At 70.6% G+C, this 15,033-nt stretch carries 18 protein-coding genes; 13 read left to right on the forward strand and 5 right to left on the reverse strand.

Going from position 1 to position 15,033, the window contains the following annotated elements:
• Positions 1-70: 70 nt before the first annotated feature.
• The 4 genes from NO900_RS03680 to NO900_RS03695 form a co-directional block, all read right to left on the reverse strand.
• On the reverse strand, positions 71-1,426 hold the full coding sequence (locus tag NO900_RS03680; protein WP_256407869.1) for an ABC transporter substrate-binding protein: 1,356 nt from the start codon (positions 1,424-1,426) through the stop codon (positions 71-73).
• Between the two features lie 141 nt (positions 1,427-1,567).
• A complete protein-coding gene (locus NO900_RS03685) occupies positions 1,568-2,122 on the reverse strand; it encodes a ribbon-helix-helix protein, CopG family (protein WP_256407870.1) in 555 nt (184 codons plus the stop codon).
• Positions 2,123-2,284: 162 nt separating this feature from the next.
• Positions 2,285-3,001 carry an SDR family NAD(P)-dependent oxidoreductase gene (locus NO900_RS03690; RefSeq protein ID WP_256407871.1) on the reverse strand — a complete coding sequence of 239 codons (717 nt, stop codon included), beginning with the start codon at positions 2,999-3,001 and terminating at the stop codon, positions 2,285-2,287.
• A 64-nt stretch (positions 3,002-3,065) separates the two neighbouring features.
• Positions 3,066-3,428: a hypothetical protein gene (locus NO900_RS03695; protein WP_256407872.1), complete on the reverse strand. Its 363-nt coding sequence runs from the start codon at positions 3,426-3,428 to the stop codon at positions 3,066-3,068.
• Between the two features lie 101 nt (positions 3,429-3,529).
• Between NO900_RS03695 and NO900_RS03700 the strand changes: the two genes are divergently transcribed.
• The 7 genes from NO900_RS03700 (at position 3,530) to NO900_RS03730 (ending at position 7,596) form a co-directional block, all read left to right on the forward strand.
• On the forward strand, positions 3,530-4,480 hold the full coding sequence (locus NO900_RS03700; RefSeq protein ID WP_256407873.1) for a carbohydrate kinase family protein: 951 nt from the start codon (positions 3,530-3,532) through the stop codon (positions 4,478-4,480).
• Positions 4,481-4,597: 117 nt separating this feature from the next.
• Positions 4,598-4,882 carry a DUF5789 family protein gene (locus NO900_RS03705; RefSeq protein WP_256407874.1) on the forward strand — a complete coding sequence of 95 codons (285 nt, stop codon included), beginning with the start codon at positions 4,598-4,600 and terminating at the stop codon, positions 4,880-4,882.
• Between the two features lie 202 nt (positions 4,883-5,084).
• A complete protein-coding gene (gene phoU / locus NO900_RS03710; RefSeq protein ID WP_256407875.1) occupies positions 5,085-5,759 on the forward strand; it encodes a phosphate signaling complex protein PhoU in 675 nt (224 codons plus the stop codon).
• Between the two features lie 88 nt (positions 5,760-5,847).
• Positions 5,848-6,246 carry an acyl-CoA thioesterase gene (locus NO900_RS03715; RefSeq protein ID WP_256407876.1) on the forward strand — a complete coding sequence of 133 codons (399 nt, stop codon included), beginning with the start codon at positions 5,848-5,850 and terminating at the stop codon, positions 6,244-6,246.
• A gap of 166 nt (positions 6,247-6,412) precedes the next feature.
• The gene (locus tag NO900_RS03720) at positions 6,413-6,652 is read left to right on the forward strand and encodes a glutaredoxin family protein (protein ID WP_256407877.1); all 240 of its coding nucleotides are present in this window, start codon (positions 6,413-6,415) and stop codon (positions 6,650-6,652) included.
• A complete protein-coding gene (locus NO900_RS03725) occupies positions 6,649-7,182 on the forward strand; it encodes a cob(I)yrinic acid a,c-diamide adenosyltransferase (protein ID WP_256407878.1) in 534 nt (177 codons plus the stop codon). Before NO900_RS03720 ends, NO900_RS03725 begins: the two co-directional genes overlap by 4 nt.
• A 141-nt stretch (positions 7,183-7,323) precedes the next feature.
• Complete coding sequence (locus tag NO900_RS03730; RefSeq protein WP_256407879.1) at positions 7,324-7,596, forward strand: DUF7553 family protein; 273 nt, start codon at positions 7,324-7,326, stop codon at positions 7,594-7,596.
• A gap of 2 nt (positions 7,597-7,598) precedes the next feature.
• Here NO900_RS03730 and NO900_RS03735 read toward each other — a convergent pair whose 3' ends face one another.
• Complete coding sequence (locus NO900_RS03735; protein ID WP_256407880.1) at positions 7,599-8,123, reverse strand: hypothetical protein; 525 nt, start codon at positions 8,121-8,123, stop codon at positions 7,599-7,601.
• A 154-nt stretch (positions 8,124-8,277) separates the two neighbouring features.
• Here NO900_RS03735 and NO900_RS03740 point away from each other — a divergent pair, with 154 nt between their 5' ends.
• From NO900_RS03740 to NO900_RS03765, 6 genes are all read left to right on the forward strand, one after another.
• On the forward strand, positions 8,278-8,772 hold the full coding sequence (locus tag NO900_RS03740) for a CBS domain-containing protein (RefSeq protein WP_256407881.1): 495 nt from the start codon (positions 8,278-8,280) through the stop codon (positions 8,770-8,772).
• A gap of 174 nt (positions 8,773-8,946) precedes the next feature.
• The gene (locus NO900_RS03745) at positions 8,947-10,635 is read left to right on the forward strand and encodes an ABC transporter substrate-binding protein (RefSeq protein ID WP_256407882.1); all 1,689 of its coding nucleotides are present in this window, start codon (positions 8,947-8,949) and stop codon (positions 10,633-10,635) included.
• Positions 10,635-11,591 (forward strand): ABC transporter permease, encoded by a 957-nt coding sequence (locus tag NO900_RS03750; RefSeq protein WP_256407883.1) that lies wholly within the window; start codon positions 10,635-10,637, stop codon positions 11,589-11,591. The genes NO900_RS03745 and NO900_RS03750 overlap by 1 nt, the downstream gene beginning before the upstream one ends.
• Positions 11,588-12,583, forward strand: a complete 996-nt coding sequence (locus NO900_RS03755; RefSeq protein ID WP_256407884.1) for an ABC transporter permease — start codon at positions 11,588-11,590, stop codon at positions 12,581-12,583. Before NO900_RS03750 ends, NO900_RS03755 begins: the two co-directional genes overlap by 4 nt.
• A 1-nt stretch (position 12,584) precedes the next feature.
• Positions 12,585-13,622: an ABC transporter ATP-binding protein gene (locus NO900_RS03760; protein ID WP_256407885.1), complete on the forward strand. Its 1,038-nt coding sequence runs from the start codon at positions 12,585-12,587 to the stop codon at positions 13,620-13,622.
• A gap of 11 nt (positions 13,623-13,633) precedes the next feature.
• The gene (locus tag NO900_RS03765) at positions 13,634-15,004 is read left to right on the forward strand and encodes an ABC transporter ATP-binding protein (protein ID WP_256407886.1); all 1,371 of its coding nucleotides are present in this window, start codon (positions 13,634-13,636) and stop codon (positions 15,002-15,004) included.
• Positions 15,005-15,033 lie beyond the last annotated feature (29 nt).

Below are 15,033 nucleotides of genomic sequence, written 5' to 3' on the forward strand. Positions count from 1 at the left end.
TGGCTGCGAATCATGTGTGAGTGTGAGAGCGCTCGGGCGTCCCGTAACGCGGCTACGGGGCCCGAAACCGTCAGATCAGCTCGCCGGCCGGGACCGTCTCCTGGTCGACGAACTCGCCGTCCTCGACCCGGACGATGACCATGTCGCTGGCGACGTCGCCGTTCTCGTCGTAGTTCACCTGGCCGCTCGGCCCCGAGTAGTCGATCGCCGTGCCGTCGTCGATCAGGTCGAACCCGTCGCCGACCTCGGCGTAGCTCACGGTTTCGCCGTCGGGGTTCGAGACCGGCCGCATGCTCTCCTTGACCGCGTTCGGATCGGTCGTGCCGGCGTGGTGGACCGCGAGGGCGTACGAGACGAGCGCGTCGTACGAGTTCCACGAGTACGGCGAGAACAGGTCGGCGTCCGGGTACGCGTCGGCGTAGTCCGACTCGAAGCTGCTCGTCGCGTCGCCGGTCGGCGGGAGCGTCCGCACGCCGTACATCCCGTCGAGGATCTCCGCGCCGACGTTGTTGAGGAAGTCCTGCGAGAGGAGGCTGGTGTGGAGCACCCAGTTGCCGCCGTACCCCTCCTCGTTCCACTGGTTCAGGATCGTGGTGCCGCTCTCCGGGTAGCCGGCGTACGCGATGAACTCCGGGTCGTCGGCGTACAGCTCGGACAGCGCCTGCTGGTACGACGACTGCCCGGACTCGTAGCCGACCGTGGCCGTCGTCGTCCCGCCGAACGTCTCCTCGAACGTGTCCGCGAGCGCCGCCCCGAAGTCGTTGTTAATGTAGAGGACGGCCGCGGAGTCCGCGCCGTCGTCCTCGATGATCTGCGCCATGACCTGCGCGATGAACCGGTCGTTCGTCCGCGTCCGGAACACGAGGTCGTCGTCCTCCAGCGTGCTGATCGTCGGCGACGACGACGCGGACGTGATGTGCAGGACGTCGTTCGGGATCGTCACCGACTGCGCGATGCTGATCGTCACGCCGCTCGACACCGCCCCGATCAGCGCCGGCACGCCCTGCGTGTTCACGAGGGAGTTCGCCGCGTTGACGCCCGCGGTCGAGCTCGTCTCGGAGTCCTCGTCGAACAGCTCGATCTCCCGTCCGAGCGGTCCGCCGGCCGCGTTGATGTCCTCCTGCGCCATCCGCAGGCCGTTCAGCATCGGCTGGCCGAAGTCGCTGAGGTCGCCGCTGAACGGGATCACGACGCCGACGCCGATCGGCTCGCCGCCGGACGATCCGCCGTCGTCGCCGTCCTCGGAGTCGGAACCGTCGCCCGAGTCGGAGCCGTCGGAGCCGTCGGACGACCCGCCGTCGCCGCCGTCGCCCTGGAGCTCCTCCTGACTGCTACACCCCGCCAGGGCGGCCGCGCCCGCCGCGCCGCTCAGGCGGAGGAACCGACGCCGCTCGATCCGGTCCGCGAACGTGGTATCATTCGGCATGGTTACGGGTGGCATATGTATCTCGGCATAAATATGTGGTTGTGAGGAGTTCACACGCGATGCCCGTTCCGATGCCCTCGTGTGAACCGGTGTGAACGCCGCATACGATCGAACATCGTCGCGCCGACTCCCGGCGAGCGCTCAGTCGTCCGGCCTCGTCTCCGTGATGAGGACCTTCGTCACCCCCTCCTCGATGGCGAGGTCGAAGGGGAGGTTCGCCGCGCTCCGCTCGATGAACCGGGTCATGAACCACCGGATCTGGTCGGAGGGGAACACGACGTGATACCGGTCGTCGTCGCTCCGGCGCACGCTCAGGAACCCGCACAGCGAGAGCCATTCGAGCAGCTCGTCGAGCGACTCGAACTCGCCGTCGTACTCGTGGGCGTGGTACTCCGAGACCCGGTCCGCCTTCGCCAGGAACTCGGGGTCCGGCTCGTCGTCGCTGTCGGAGACGTAGTCGAGGAAGCAGTGGAGGAAGTCCACGTCGAGCAGCACGTGCTCGCCGCCGGAGAGCATCTTGTGGTAGTCGCCGAGCTTCGTCCCCGCGTCGGTGGTCGCCGCCTGGTAGTTCGCCGCGTAGAACGTCAGCGCGCGTCGGAACAGCTCGCTCTGTCCGTGTCCCGTCCGTTCCGTGAGATCGTCGAGCGCCCCCTTCGCGTCCTCGTCGAGTGAGACCGTCACGCGGTCGATCGCCATACGCCACTGCCGGCGTCCGGGACGTGAATAGGCAACGGTTCTCACAACCGGCCGTTGCGGGTGAATAATTCGGGACCGGCGCCCGGCTCCCTTCGGGACCGACTCTCGACAATCTTCAGGGCCAACCCTCGGCTGCCTCTAGGGCCAACTCCCGCGCCCCGGCTACCACGGGATCCGTTCCCTGTCTTTCCAGAGGTGGCCCGCCGGGCTCCCCGGGGCGAACCGCGAGAGCCAGACGGGCGTCTCGGCGCCCGTCGACGGCGACCGCGGCGCGCCCTCGCCGCCCATGTCCGTGCGGACCCACCCGGGCGAGACCGCGTTCGCGACGAGCCCCCGGTCGCCGTACTCGCCGTCGAGGTACGCGGTCAACCCCCCGACGCCGACCTTCGAGAGCCGGTAGGCGGGGTAGTCGCCGCCCATCCGCCCCTCGGTGAACTGCCCGAGCCCGGACGAGAGGGTCACGACGCGGCTCCCGGACCGTTCCAACAGCAGCGGCAGAGCGCGCCTGGTCACCATCACCGGGCCGCGGAGGTTGACGGCCATCGTCCGGTCGAAGTCGGCGGGGTCCATCTCGTGGAGCGGTCCCGACCGAGGGAAGACGCCGGCGTTGTTCACGAGGACGTCGAGCGAGCCCGTCTCCCGGCGGATCCGGTCGATCGCCGCCCCGATCTCGTCGTCGTCGGTCACGTCCAGGCGGACCGCGCGCTGGTCGGCCGCGGTGACGTCGTCCGGGTCCCGCGCGCCGGCGTACACGGTCGCGCCGAGGTCGACGAGCTCCGCGGCGATCTCCGCGCCGATGCCGCGGGTCGCGCCCGTGACCAGCGCGACGTCGTCCGTCAGGTCGTGCTTGAGGTCGACGTCCGAGGGTCCGTCCGCCATACCGGGAGTTGGGCCGCGTTCGCAATAGACCCACGGTCCGACGGCGACGCCGACCCCGCGAGGCTCACTCCTCGGTGATCCCCGCGACCGTCACGTAGAGGCCGAACGTCGCGATCACCGTCCCGCCGAGCTGGGTGCCGGCGGTCGGGAGGAACCCGACGTCGGGGTACAGGAGGGGCGCGAACATGAACCAGCCGCCGAAGATCGTCGTCAGGACGGCCGGCGGGAGGCTCGGCGTCCCCGCGGCCCGCAGCAGCTGGAGGTTCCGCGCCGCGAACACCAGCCCGAGGACCGCGCTCGAACTGACGCTGCCGGTGAACGCGCTGGACGAGCCGAGCAGGGGCGGGAGGACCGCGACCGCGGCGCACGTGACGACGCAGACGGCGGCCGACGCCAGGATGAACCGAGAGGGTTGCTGATCGGTCACGTGTTCACCTCGGGACCGCCTCAATTAATTCCTCTGGCGGACGAAGCCCCGCCGATGTCGTCGAACGAACGCGCGGCGGTCGGGGTCCCGGCGGTGAGCCGATGAGCGACCGCTCGGACGGGACGCTCGTCGTCGGCGACGCGACGATCGACCTGTACCCGGTCGGCGGGGGTCCGACCGAGCCGGGGGGTCGCTTCGAGTGGCACGTGGGCGGGACCGCGACGAACGTCGCGCGGTGGCTCGCCGCGCTCGACGAGCGCGCCACGCTGGTGACGAACGTGGGGACCGACCGCGTCGGGGAGCTGGCCGCGCGGCGGCTCGACGCGGGGCCGGTGCGGACGGATCGCGTCGCGGCCGTCGACGCGGCGTCGCCCCTGACGCTGTACGTGCCGACGGCCGACGGCGACCGGTGGGACGCCTGGGTCGAGGGGAGCTGTTACGGGTTCACCCCGCCCGACGACCCGGCGTCGCTCGTCGGCGGCCACGAGCGGGTCCACCTGGAGGGCGTCACGCTGCCGACCGCGGTCAACCGGGCCGACGTGCTGCGGCTCGCGCGGGCGGCCGCCGAGGGCGACGCGCTCGTCTCGTTCGACCTGAACGGACGCGAGAACCAGTGGCGCGGGCCGGCGGCGTACCGGGCGGCGCTGCGCGAGGTCCTCCCGCACTGTGACCTGCTGTTCGCGGGGACAGACGACCTCGCCGTCGCGGGCGTCGAGGAGACCCCCGAGGGCCTCGCGGCGTGTCTCCCGGCGGGCGGCTCGGTGGTCGCGTTCCTCACGGACGGCGCGTCGGCGACGGTCGGGTTCCGCGTCGGCGACGGGGCGATCACGGAGCGGGTCGCGGTGACCCCCCCGAGCGTCGCGGTCGCGACGACCGCCGGCGCCGGCGACGCCTTCGCCGCCGCCGTCCTCGCCGCGCGCGGCGACGGCGTCACGGACCTGCGCGAGCTGGCGGCGATCGGGAACGCGGCGGGCGCCGCCGCGGCGACGACCGTCGGGTCGTTCGAGCCCGAGGCGGTGGAGGCGATGGCGACGCTGCTCGGCGACGGGTGAGCGGGAGCGGCCCGGGAACCGACCGGCGCCCGAAGCCGACGGCCGCGTCGCGGCGGTCGGACCGCCGGCGAGCCCGTTTGGCATCAGCCTTTTTGGAGTTCCTCACGAACGTTAGGTATGGATGTCGAAACGGCGTTGAACGACGTCTGTGACCGTCAGTACCCCGTCGCCTTCGACACCGTCGTCGAGGAGTGCGACGAGGCAACCGTCGAGTTCGCGAACGGGGAGGCGATGCCGCTCTCGGAGATACTCGGCGTGGTCGACGACGAGCCCGAGGCGTTCCGGTCCGAGGCCGAGCTGGAGGAGTTCGTCACGTCGCTGCTCCCGGAGGACGCGGTCGGGCGGAAGGGGTACGACGACCGCGGGAGCGCCGCCACCGAAGCGGACGAGACATCGTTCTGAACGCCCCGACCGGCGGGCCGGGCACTCGGCCGCCGGACGTGCCGCTGCGCGGCGGACGCGCCGTTGAGCGGCGCCACCCACCTCTCGCCCTCGTCGCGTCCCCCGCCCGTTCCGGTTCTTTTCGGCGTCGAAGGGGCGGAAAACCGATCGGTCGGTCGCCGACGTGTTTTTGTACGTTCGGTGAGGCGGATACGCTAACACGATGCCACGCGAACAGTACCAGTCGAAGCTGGAGTCGATCCGCGACGACGTGCTCTACATGAGCGAGGTCGTCGCGGAGCGGCTCCGGATGGGCCTCGACGCCCTGGAGACGCAGGACGGCGAGCTGGGCGAGGAGGTCATCGCCGGCGACGCCGAGATCAACGACCTCTACCTCGAACTGGAGGGGCAGTGCACCGACCTCATCGCGCTCCAGCAGCCGGTGGCGGGCGACCTCCGGTTCATCGCCGCCTCGTTCAAGATCATCACCGACCTCGAACGGATCGCGGACCTGGCGACGAACCTCGGCGAGTACGCGAAGCGGGCCGACCGCGAGGCGTTCCCCGACGTCGACGTCCAGCGCATCGGCGACGACACGCTGGCGATGCTCGACGAGGCGATGGCGGCGTACGCAGAGTCGGACCCAGAGCTGTGTTACGCCGTCGCCGAGGCCGACGACGAGGTGGACGCCGCCTGCGAGGCCGCGAGCGACCTGGTCGTCCGCGACCTCATCGAGCGCGACGAGCTCCGCGAGGAGGCGGACGTGGAAGCGACGATGCGGAACGTCTCGCGGCTCCTCCTCACGATCCGGGACCTCGAACGCGTCGGCGACCACGCCGTCAACATCGCCGCCCGGTCGCTGTACATGATCGAGAACGACGACGAGCTCCTGTACTGACGGCGCCTTCCCCGCCTCGGTCGGTCGTCCCGCGCGCGCCGCCGACCGATCCCGACGCCTACAAACCCCTCCCCGCGGACGACCTGTCATGAGCACGTACACGGCCGAGATCGACGTCCGGTTCCGCGACATCGACGCGATGGGCCACGTCAACAACGCGGTCTACGCGACGTACCTCGAACAGGCCCGGACCGAGTACTTCCGCGACGTCCTCGACGCCGACCTCTCGCGGGTGTCGACGGTGCTGGCGTCGCTCTCGCTCGACTTCCGCCGGCCGGTCGAGCTGACGGACGGGACCGTCGCGGTCGACGTCGACGTCGCCGAGCTCGGCCGTTCCAGCGTCGCGATGACCCACGAGCTGCGGGCCGGCGACGCGGTGGTGACCGAGGCCGAGGCGACGCTCGTCAGCCTCGACCCCGACACTGGCGAACCGGCGCCGATCCCGCCCGCGTTCCGCGAGCGGATGGCGTCGTACCACGGGCTGTAGGTCTCGGGCCGCGAGCGACCGCGCGGGCCGGGGTTCGCGTCCGACCGCACATCGGGGTCCGCGTCCGACCGCACACCCGGGGTCCGCGTCCGACCGCACACCCGGGGTCCGCGTCCGACCGTCGCCGAGGCCGTACCTTCTTGCCGCCGCGCGCCGATCGGTCGGTATGGCGATCCGACTCTACGCCCTCGACGGCTGTCCGTGGTGCGAGAAGGTGTCCGACGCGCTCGACGAGGCCGGGATCGAGTACGAGACCGAGTGGGTGGACGCCCTCCACTCCGACCGCGACGCGGTGAAGCGGGTCAGCGGCCAGCGCGGCGTCCCCGTCCTGATCGACGAGGAGCGCGGCGTGACGATGGCCGAGAGCGCGAACATCCTGGAGTACGTCGACCGGACGCTCGCATGACGATCTACACCGGCCGCGGCGACGAGGGCGACACCGACCTCCGGGACATGAGCCGGGTGTCGAAGTCCAGCCCGCGGATCGAGGCGTACGGGACCGTCGACGAGGCGAACGCGCTGATCGGCACCGTGCGCCCGACGGGTCACGACGACCTCGACGAGCTGTTGGCGACGGTGCAGAACCACCTCCACGTGGTGCAGGCCGACCTCGCGAACCCGGACCCGGACCCCGACGACCCGCGGGTCGAGCCCGAGCTCGTCGAGGCCCTCGAAGACCGGATCGACGCCTTCGACGAGGAGCTGGAGCCGCTGACCTCGTTCGTCCTCCCCGGCGGGGGCGAGTCGGGGGCGCGCCTCCACCACGCCCGGACCGTGACCCGCCGCGCCGAGCGCCGGGTCGTCGAGCTCGCGCGCTCCGAGCCGATCAACGAGACGGTCGTCTCCTACCTCAACCGCCTCTCCGACCTGCTGTTCACGCTCGGTCGCGTCGCGAACGCGCGCGACGGCGAGCCCGAGGAGTCGCCCACGTACTGACGCTCTTGTAGCCCCCGCGTTACGCGTATCGCCGGTCCGTCGAGCGGCGAGCGGCCGCGTCGCGTCCCGAGCCCCGTCCGAGAATCCTGTCGCCTCTGCGCGGCCACAAAGGATATATCCGTCGCTACCCAAAGGACAGATATGAGCAAGCACTTCGAAGACGCACGGTACTACCTCGGTCGCGCGGCGGAGCACGCGAAGGCGGGCGTGAAAGAGGAGCTGGAGCCCGTCGAGGCCCGCGTGAAGGAGCTCGTGGGCGCCGAGGAGGAGGAGCCGGAGCCGTCGCGGCTGGACCGGATCCAGGCCGACCTGAAGGGGTTAGAGGAGCGCGCGGAGGGCGAGGCCCGCGAGGCGGTCGCCTCCGCCCGAGCGCGCCTGAAGGAGTACCGCGGCCACGACGCCGCCGAGGAGTAGGCTCAGTCCCCTCGGCTTCCTTCCGTCGCCGCCTCGGGAGCGACGCGCTCGTCGGCCGGCACCACGGCGTACCCGATCCCCTCCCGCTCGAACAGCGCGCGGGTGCGCTCGACGCCCTCCTCGGCGTCGACGTCGGTCGCCCGGTAGTGGCGGATCGGGTGGCGGATCCACGAGGGCTCCCAGTGGGCGTACACGTCGGTCGTCGAGCGGTCCGGGCCGACGAACAGCGCGAGGTGGAGCTGGGAGTCGCTGCCGAGCGCCCCCTCCGGGTACCGCGCCCAGCTGGCGACCGACGTCTCGGGGGGCGTCGCGTAGTCGCGGAACTTCAGCGAGGAGACGAGGTTGCGGACGAACCCGAGCCGGTGGAGCCGCGCCTCGACGGCCGGGTACGGCTCGCGGAGCGTGAGCGCGTACTGGTCGCGGGGCGTCTCCCGCTCGGCGTACAGCCCGACCGCGGACAGCGGGAGGTGGAGCAGGCTCGCCACGGCCTGCCGCACGCGTTCGAGGGGCCGAAGCTCGTGGGTCATACCCGGGTCACGGGGCGGCTCGGGGGTGTATCTTTCCCGGCGGTCGTCGCCGCGCACCGCGTCGCCGTGCACCGCGTCGCCGCGCGCCCCGTCGCTACGCGCCCCGAACGCCGCGGTCGAAACGCCTAGGGGCCCCGGCCGCGACGGCGACCGTATGCAAGCCCGTGACCTGATGGAGACCGACGTGAAGACGGTCGCCGCCGACGACGACGTCGCCGACGTGTTCAGGAAGTTCGCCCGGTACGAGTTCAGCGGGTTCCCCGTCGTCGACGCGGACGACCGCGTGGTCGGCGTCGTCACCGAGTCGGACCTCGTCGACCTCTTCGAGCCCGACGACGAGACGCTGTGGATCCCGGTGGGGCTCCCGCCGTTCGTCGACACGCTCACCTATCAGGTGAAGCCGCCGTGGGCCGACCTCGACCTGGGCGTCGACATGGTCCGGAACGCCGACCGCCCGGTCTCGGACGTGATGAGCACCGGCGTGGCGACGGTGACCCCCGACGCCGCGGTCGACGACGTGCTCGACCTGCTCGCCGGCGACGACCCCGACATCAACCGGGTTCCGGTCGTGGACGGGGACGGGCGGATCGTCGGGATCATCGCCCGGCAGGACGTCATCCGGGCGTTCCGCGACGAGCGACTGGCGTAGCGACCGGCGGGGTCGCGAGCCGATCGCCGATCCGGTACCGCCCGGGGTCGCGAACGCGGAGCGACGCGACCGTGACGCCGCGACCGCACGCGGGCCGCCGACGCGCGCTAACGACCGTGAGATACGGATATATCCGGCGTCAGGATTAACAGGATCCGCTCGGTACCGTTTCCCATGTCACCCGATGACAACGAATTCGAGAACGCCGTCGAGGGCCCGGTGGTCGACCGGCGAACCACGCTGTCGCTGCTCAGCGCCGCGGGGCTGGGCGGCCTCGCGGGCTGCGCCGGCGGCGGCGGCGACGGCGGAGACGGGGGCGACGGCGGCGACGGCGGAGGCGGAGAGGACGGCTCGGACGGCTCCTCGGGGAGCCAGGAGATCTCCACGGGCGGCCGGCTGCAGGCCGGCTGGTTCACCGGGAGCATCGACACGCTCGACCCGCCGTACATCAGCGTCGGCCAGTACTTCCAGCTGGCCGCGAACGTGTTCAGCGGCCTGACCAAGCTCGGGCCGGACCTCCAGATCGAGGGCGACCTCGCGGAGGACTGGTCGGTCGCCGACGGCGGTGCGACGTTCACCTTCACCCTCCGGGACGACGTCACGTTCCACAACGGGACCGAGTTCAGCGCGGACGACGTGGAGTACACGATCCGGCGGACCATCGAGGAGGAGGCCCCGGCGGCGTCGAAGCTGTCGAGCCTCCAGCCGATCGACGAGGGCGGCGTCGAGGTCGGCGGCGACTACGAGGTGACGATCCGCTGGGAGCAGCCCAACGTGACCTCGCTGGTGTACCTCACCCGCGGCCCGGGCCGCGCGGCGACCATCGTCAGTCAGGAGGCCATCGAGGAGATGGGCGCGGACCAGTACAACGTCACCCCGGTCGGGACCGGGCCGTTCGAGGTAACGGGCCACGAGGTCGGTAACAGCGTCACGCTCGACGCCTACGACGACTACTTCGAGACCGACGAGAACGGCAATCAGCTCCCCTACCTCGACGGTATCGATGTCCAGCCGATCCCGGAGCCGTCCTCCATCGTGAACGCCCTCCGGAGCGGGGACATCCAGTTCGCGAACCTGCTCCCCTTACAGAACCTCGACCAGCTCGGGAACGACGCCGAGGCCAACACCGACGTGGCGCCGGGCATCAACTGGTACGGCCTCGCGATGAACGAGGAGCGGGAGCCGTTCGGCGACCGCCAGGCGCGACGCGGTATCGCGAAGGTCATCGACAACGAGCGCTTCGTCGAGACCGCGTACTTCGGCAACGCGCTGCCCGACACGGGCGTGCTGAACAGGGGGACCGGATGGGTCTGGCGCGAGGACAAGCCGGGCGACCAGGACTACGCGCCCGAGGAGGGACAGCAGCTGCTCGAAGAGTCCGGGGCCGCCGGCGCCAGCTTCTCGATCCTGGCCAACGAGGGCGGCACCCGGGAGGCGGAGGCGATGCGCCAGCAGCTCAACGAGGCCGGGTTCGACGTCGACATCGAGCAGGTCACCAGCTCGACGTACTGGACGCGCTACGAGGAGGGCGACTACGACACCACGATCGCCGGCAGCATCATCGACCCTGACCCGGAGCAGTCGCTGTGGAACTTCTACCGGCTGCCCGACGAGGGGGGCGTCTGGAACTGGGTCCGGTACGAGAACGAGGAGGTCCACAACCTGCTCGCCCAACAGCGGGCCGAGACCGACCGCGAGGCGCGTCGTGACCTGCTGTGGGAGATCGAGGACACGCTCATCGCGGACGTCCCGCACGCCTTCCTGGTGCACCAGGACGACATCGCCGGGGTCCGCGAGGAGGTGGGCGGGTTCAACCACCTCTCCGGACTCCGGAACTTCCACACCGTGTACCTGAACGAGTGATGTGGCGGTACATAGCGAAGCGCACCGGCCACGCGTTCTTCGTGATGTGGCTCGTGGCGACGACGGTGTTCGTCGGCCTGCGGTCGGTGCCGGGCGGGCCGGTCCGGGCGATGCTCGGCCAGGAGGCGACGCCGGAGGCGGTCGCGAGCCTCCGCGCCGAACTCGGCCTCGACCAGCCGCTGTACGTCCAGTACGTCGAGTGGTTCTCGGAGATGCTGGTCGGCGACTTCGGACAGAGCATCACGTCGAGCGAGTCCGTGGCGGGGCTCATCGCGGCGGCGGCCCCGCGGACGCTCTCGATCGCCGCCTTCGGCGTGGTGCTCGGGCTCGCCGTCGCGATCCCCGCCGGGATCATCGGGGCGACGAAGCGGAACCAGCTGCAGGACTACGTCGCGACGATCGGCGCGTTCATCGGGATCTCGATGCCGGCGTTCTTCGTCGGCATCCTGCTGGCCATCGTCTTCGGCGTGCAGCTCGGGTGGTTCCCCGTGGTCGGCTACACCCCGATCTCGGAGGGGGTCGTCCCGTGGCTGCGCAGCATCTTCCTCCCGGGCGTCGCGGTCGGGCTGCCGTACGCGGCGGGCGTCACGCGGATGATGCGGTCCTCGCTCATCGAGACGCTCGACGAGCAGTACATGCGGACGGCGGTCGCGAAGGGGGTTAGCTCGCGGATCCGACTGTACAAGCACGCGCTCCAGAACGCGCTGATCCCGGTCGTCACGATCGCGGGGATCCAGCTGGCGCTCATCCTCGGCGGGAGCGTCACCGTGGAGATCGTCTTCGGCATCCAGGGGCTGGGTCGGCTCCTCGTGAACTCGATCCTCGAACGCAACTACCCCGTGACGCAGATGACGATCCTGCTCATCGCGGGCATCTTCGTCTTCATGAACCTACTCGTCGACATCGCGTACACGGCGATCGATCCGCGGATCCGATACGGAGGAGAGCAGTCATGAGTGATAAGAACGCGGGTACTCCGGAGTTCGCGCGGCACGCCGGCGAGTTCGGTCCGGGCGAGGTCCCCGACGAGTACCACACCGAAGAGGCGGTCGAAGAGTACACGACGACGCGCGAGCGGATCGTCCGCGTCCTGAAGCGGGACAAGCTCGCGCTCCTGGGCGCGCTGGTCGTCGTCGGGTTCGTGCTGACGGCGGCGTTCGCGCCGTACGTCGCCCCGCACGGCCCGGAGGAGCAGTTCGGCTTCATGCAGGAGCCGATGAGCGAGTCGACCGGCGACTTCGACGGCGACGGACAGCGGGAGACCGTGACGCATTACCTCGGGACCGACTCGTTCGGCTACGACATCCTGACGCGGATCATGTACGGGGCGCAGATATCCCTCTTGGTGGCGTTCGCGACCGTCGCGTTCGCGTTCACCGTCGGGACGGCGCTCGGGACGCTCGCCGGCTTCTACGGCGGGAAGATCGACTCGGTGATCATGCGCGGGATCGACTTCATCTGGGCGTTCCCGACGATCATTCTCGGCGTCGGGATCATCGCCGTGATGGGGGGGTTGGGCTGGCTCAACGTCGTGATCGCCATCGGGATCGCGTTCATCGACGACTTCGCCCGCATTGTGCGCGGTGAGGTGCTCTCCATCCGGCAGGAGGAGTACATCACGGCCGCGCAGGCGGTCGGGATGAGCGACGTCCGGGTGATGTTCAAGGAGATACTGCCGAACGCGGTGTCGCCGATCATCGTCCAGGCGACGCTCATGATCCCGCTGGCCATCCTCGGCGAGGCCGCCCTGTCGTTCCTCGGGCTGGGGGTGAAGCCGACGACCCCGACGTGGGGGCTCCTGATCTCGGACGGCCGGCAGTTCATCTCGCAGGCGTGGTGGATCTCGGTGATGCCGGGGCTGGCGATCATGACCGTCGTGCTGGCGTTCAACACGCTCGGAGACGGGCTCAGGGACGCGTTCGACATCTCCGAGAGCGAGGTGAGCTGAGATGTCGACGCCGGTCCTCTCGGTCGACGACCTCCGGACGCAGTTCCCGACGGACCGCGGCGTCGTCCGCGCCGTGGACGGGGTCAGCCTGTCCATCGAACCCGGCGAGATCGTCGGGCTCGTCGGGGAGTCCGGGTCGGGGAAGAGCGTCCTCGCGGAGAGCGTGCTCGGCATCGTCGAGGAGCCGGGCGAGATCGCGGGCGGCGACATCCGCTTCGACGGGGAGTCGCTGCTGGAGATGACCGACGAACAGCGGCAGTCGATCCGGGGCGGGCGGATGTCGATGATCTTCCAGGACCCGATGAACAGCCTCAACCCGACGCTGACGGTCGGCGAGCAGATCGCCGAGACGGTGCGGCTCCACCAGGACACCGGCGAGTCCGTCACGCTGTCGGCCGAGCTGAAACGCAAGATCGTCGGGGCCGCGAAGAACGGGGAGGCGTGGCGGCGCGCGATCGAGATGCTCGAGTCCGTGCAGATCCCCGAACCGGAGGCCCGGGCCGACGACTTCCCGCACCAGTTCTCCGGCGGGATGCGGCAGCGCGCGATGATCGCCATGGCGCTCGCCTGCGAGCCCGACCTCGTCATCGCGGACGAGCCGACGACGGCGCTGGACGTCACGATCCAGGCGCAGATCCTCGAAGAGCTCGAAGACCTGAAAGACGAGTTCGACACCGCGATCCTTCTGATCACGCACGATCTCGCCGTCGTCGCCGAGACCTGCGACCGGGTCAACGTCATGTACGCCGGGGAGATCGTCGAGCGGGCGGAGACGCGGGAGCTGTTCTCCAGCCCGGAGCACCCGTACACGCAGGGGCTCATCGCGAGCACGCCGCAGCTGGAGAACCCGGACGCCACGCTGGAGCCGATCGAGGGGAACGTCCCGGACCTGATAGACATCGAGTACGCGTGCCACTTCGCGCCCCGCTGTCCCGAGGCGGAGCGGGAGTGCTTCGAGCGCGCCCCGGAGTTCCGGTCGGTCGGCGACGACCACGAGGCCGCCTGCCTCCGTCGCGGTCCGGCGGGTGATCGGTTATGAGCCGCGAGACGATGACCGACGCCCCGGCCGACGCGTCGGAGAAGGCGGGGGTCGCGACCGACGTGGTCTTGGAGACGGAGGGGCTGAAGAAGCACTTCGACCAGAGCGACGGGTTCCTCGATCGGCTGTTGAACGCCGGGCAGTCGGTGAAGGCCGTCGACGGGGTCGACCTGGAGCTCCGGGCGGGGGAGACGCTGGCCGTCGTCGGCGAGTCGGGGTGCGGGAAGTCGACGCTCGGCCGGACGCTGTTGAACCTCCACGAGCCGACCGAGGGGACGGTGCGGTTCCGGGGCGAGGAGATCGGCGGCCTCTCCGACCGCGAGATGCGGCCGTACCGGTCGGAGATCCAGATGGTGTTCCAGGACCCGCTGGCGTCGCTCAACCCCCGACAGACCGTCGGGGACATCGTGACCGCCCCGATGGAGGTCCACGGGATCGGCGACTCCGACGCGGACCGGACGGAGCGGGCGAAGGAGCTCCTCGAACGGGTCGGGCTCAAGCCGTCGTACATCGACCGCTACCCGGGCCAGTTCTCCGGGGGGCAACAGCAGCGGGTCGGCATCGCCCGGGCGCTGGCCGTCGAGCCGGACGTCATCGTCGCCGACGAGCCCGTGAGCGCGCTCGACGTCTCCGTGCAGGCGCAGATACTCAACCTCCTGAAAAACCTCCAGTCCGAGCTGGGGCTGTCGCTCGTCCTGATCGCGCACGACCTCTCCGTGATCCGGCAGGTCGCGAGCCGGGTCGCGGTGATGTACTTGGGGAAGATCGTGGAGACCGCGCCGGTCCGGGAGCTGTTCGAGGAGCCGAAACACCCGTACACGAAGAGCCTCCTCTCCGCGGTCCCGCGGATCGACCCGTCGGCGCGGACCGACCGCGTGGTGCTCCGCGGGACGGTCCCCTCGCCGATCGACCCGCCGTCGGGCTGCCGGTTCCACACCCGGTGTCCGGCCGTGATCCCGGGCGACGACTGGAGCGGGAGCCAGGCGGCGTTCCGGCGCGCCTTCACCTTCCAGACCCGCGTTGAGGGCGGCGACGTCGACGTGGACGCCGTCCGTCGACAGATGGAGGGCGCCGAGGGGGGGTCCGCGAGCGACGAGGCGGTCGCCGAGCGGATCGTGGAGACGACGCTGCCGGGGGAGCCGCGCTCGCTGCCCGACGACGCCGCCGAGCGGATACGGGAGGCCGCGCGCCTGCTCGTGGACGGCGACGCGGACGCCGCCGACCGGACGCTCGGGGAGCTGTGCTTGTCGCCGTGCGCCGACGACGAGCCCGCGCGGGTGGACACGGGCGACGACAGGTGGGCGGCCTGCCACCGCGTCGACCCGGAGCACGACGCCTCCGTCGAACCGATGGAGGGGACCGGAGCGGGCTCGTCCGGCTGAATCGCCCCGGCTCGAAGGGCGTCGGCCGC

Source organism: Halorubrum rutilum, from assembly GCF_024494565.1.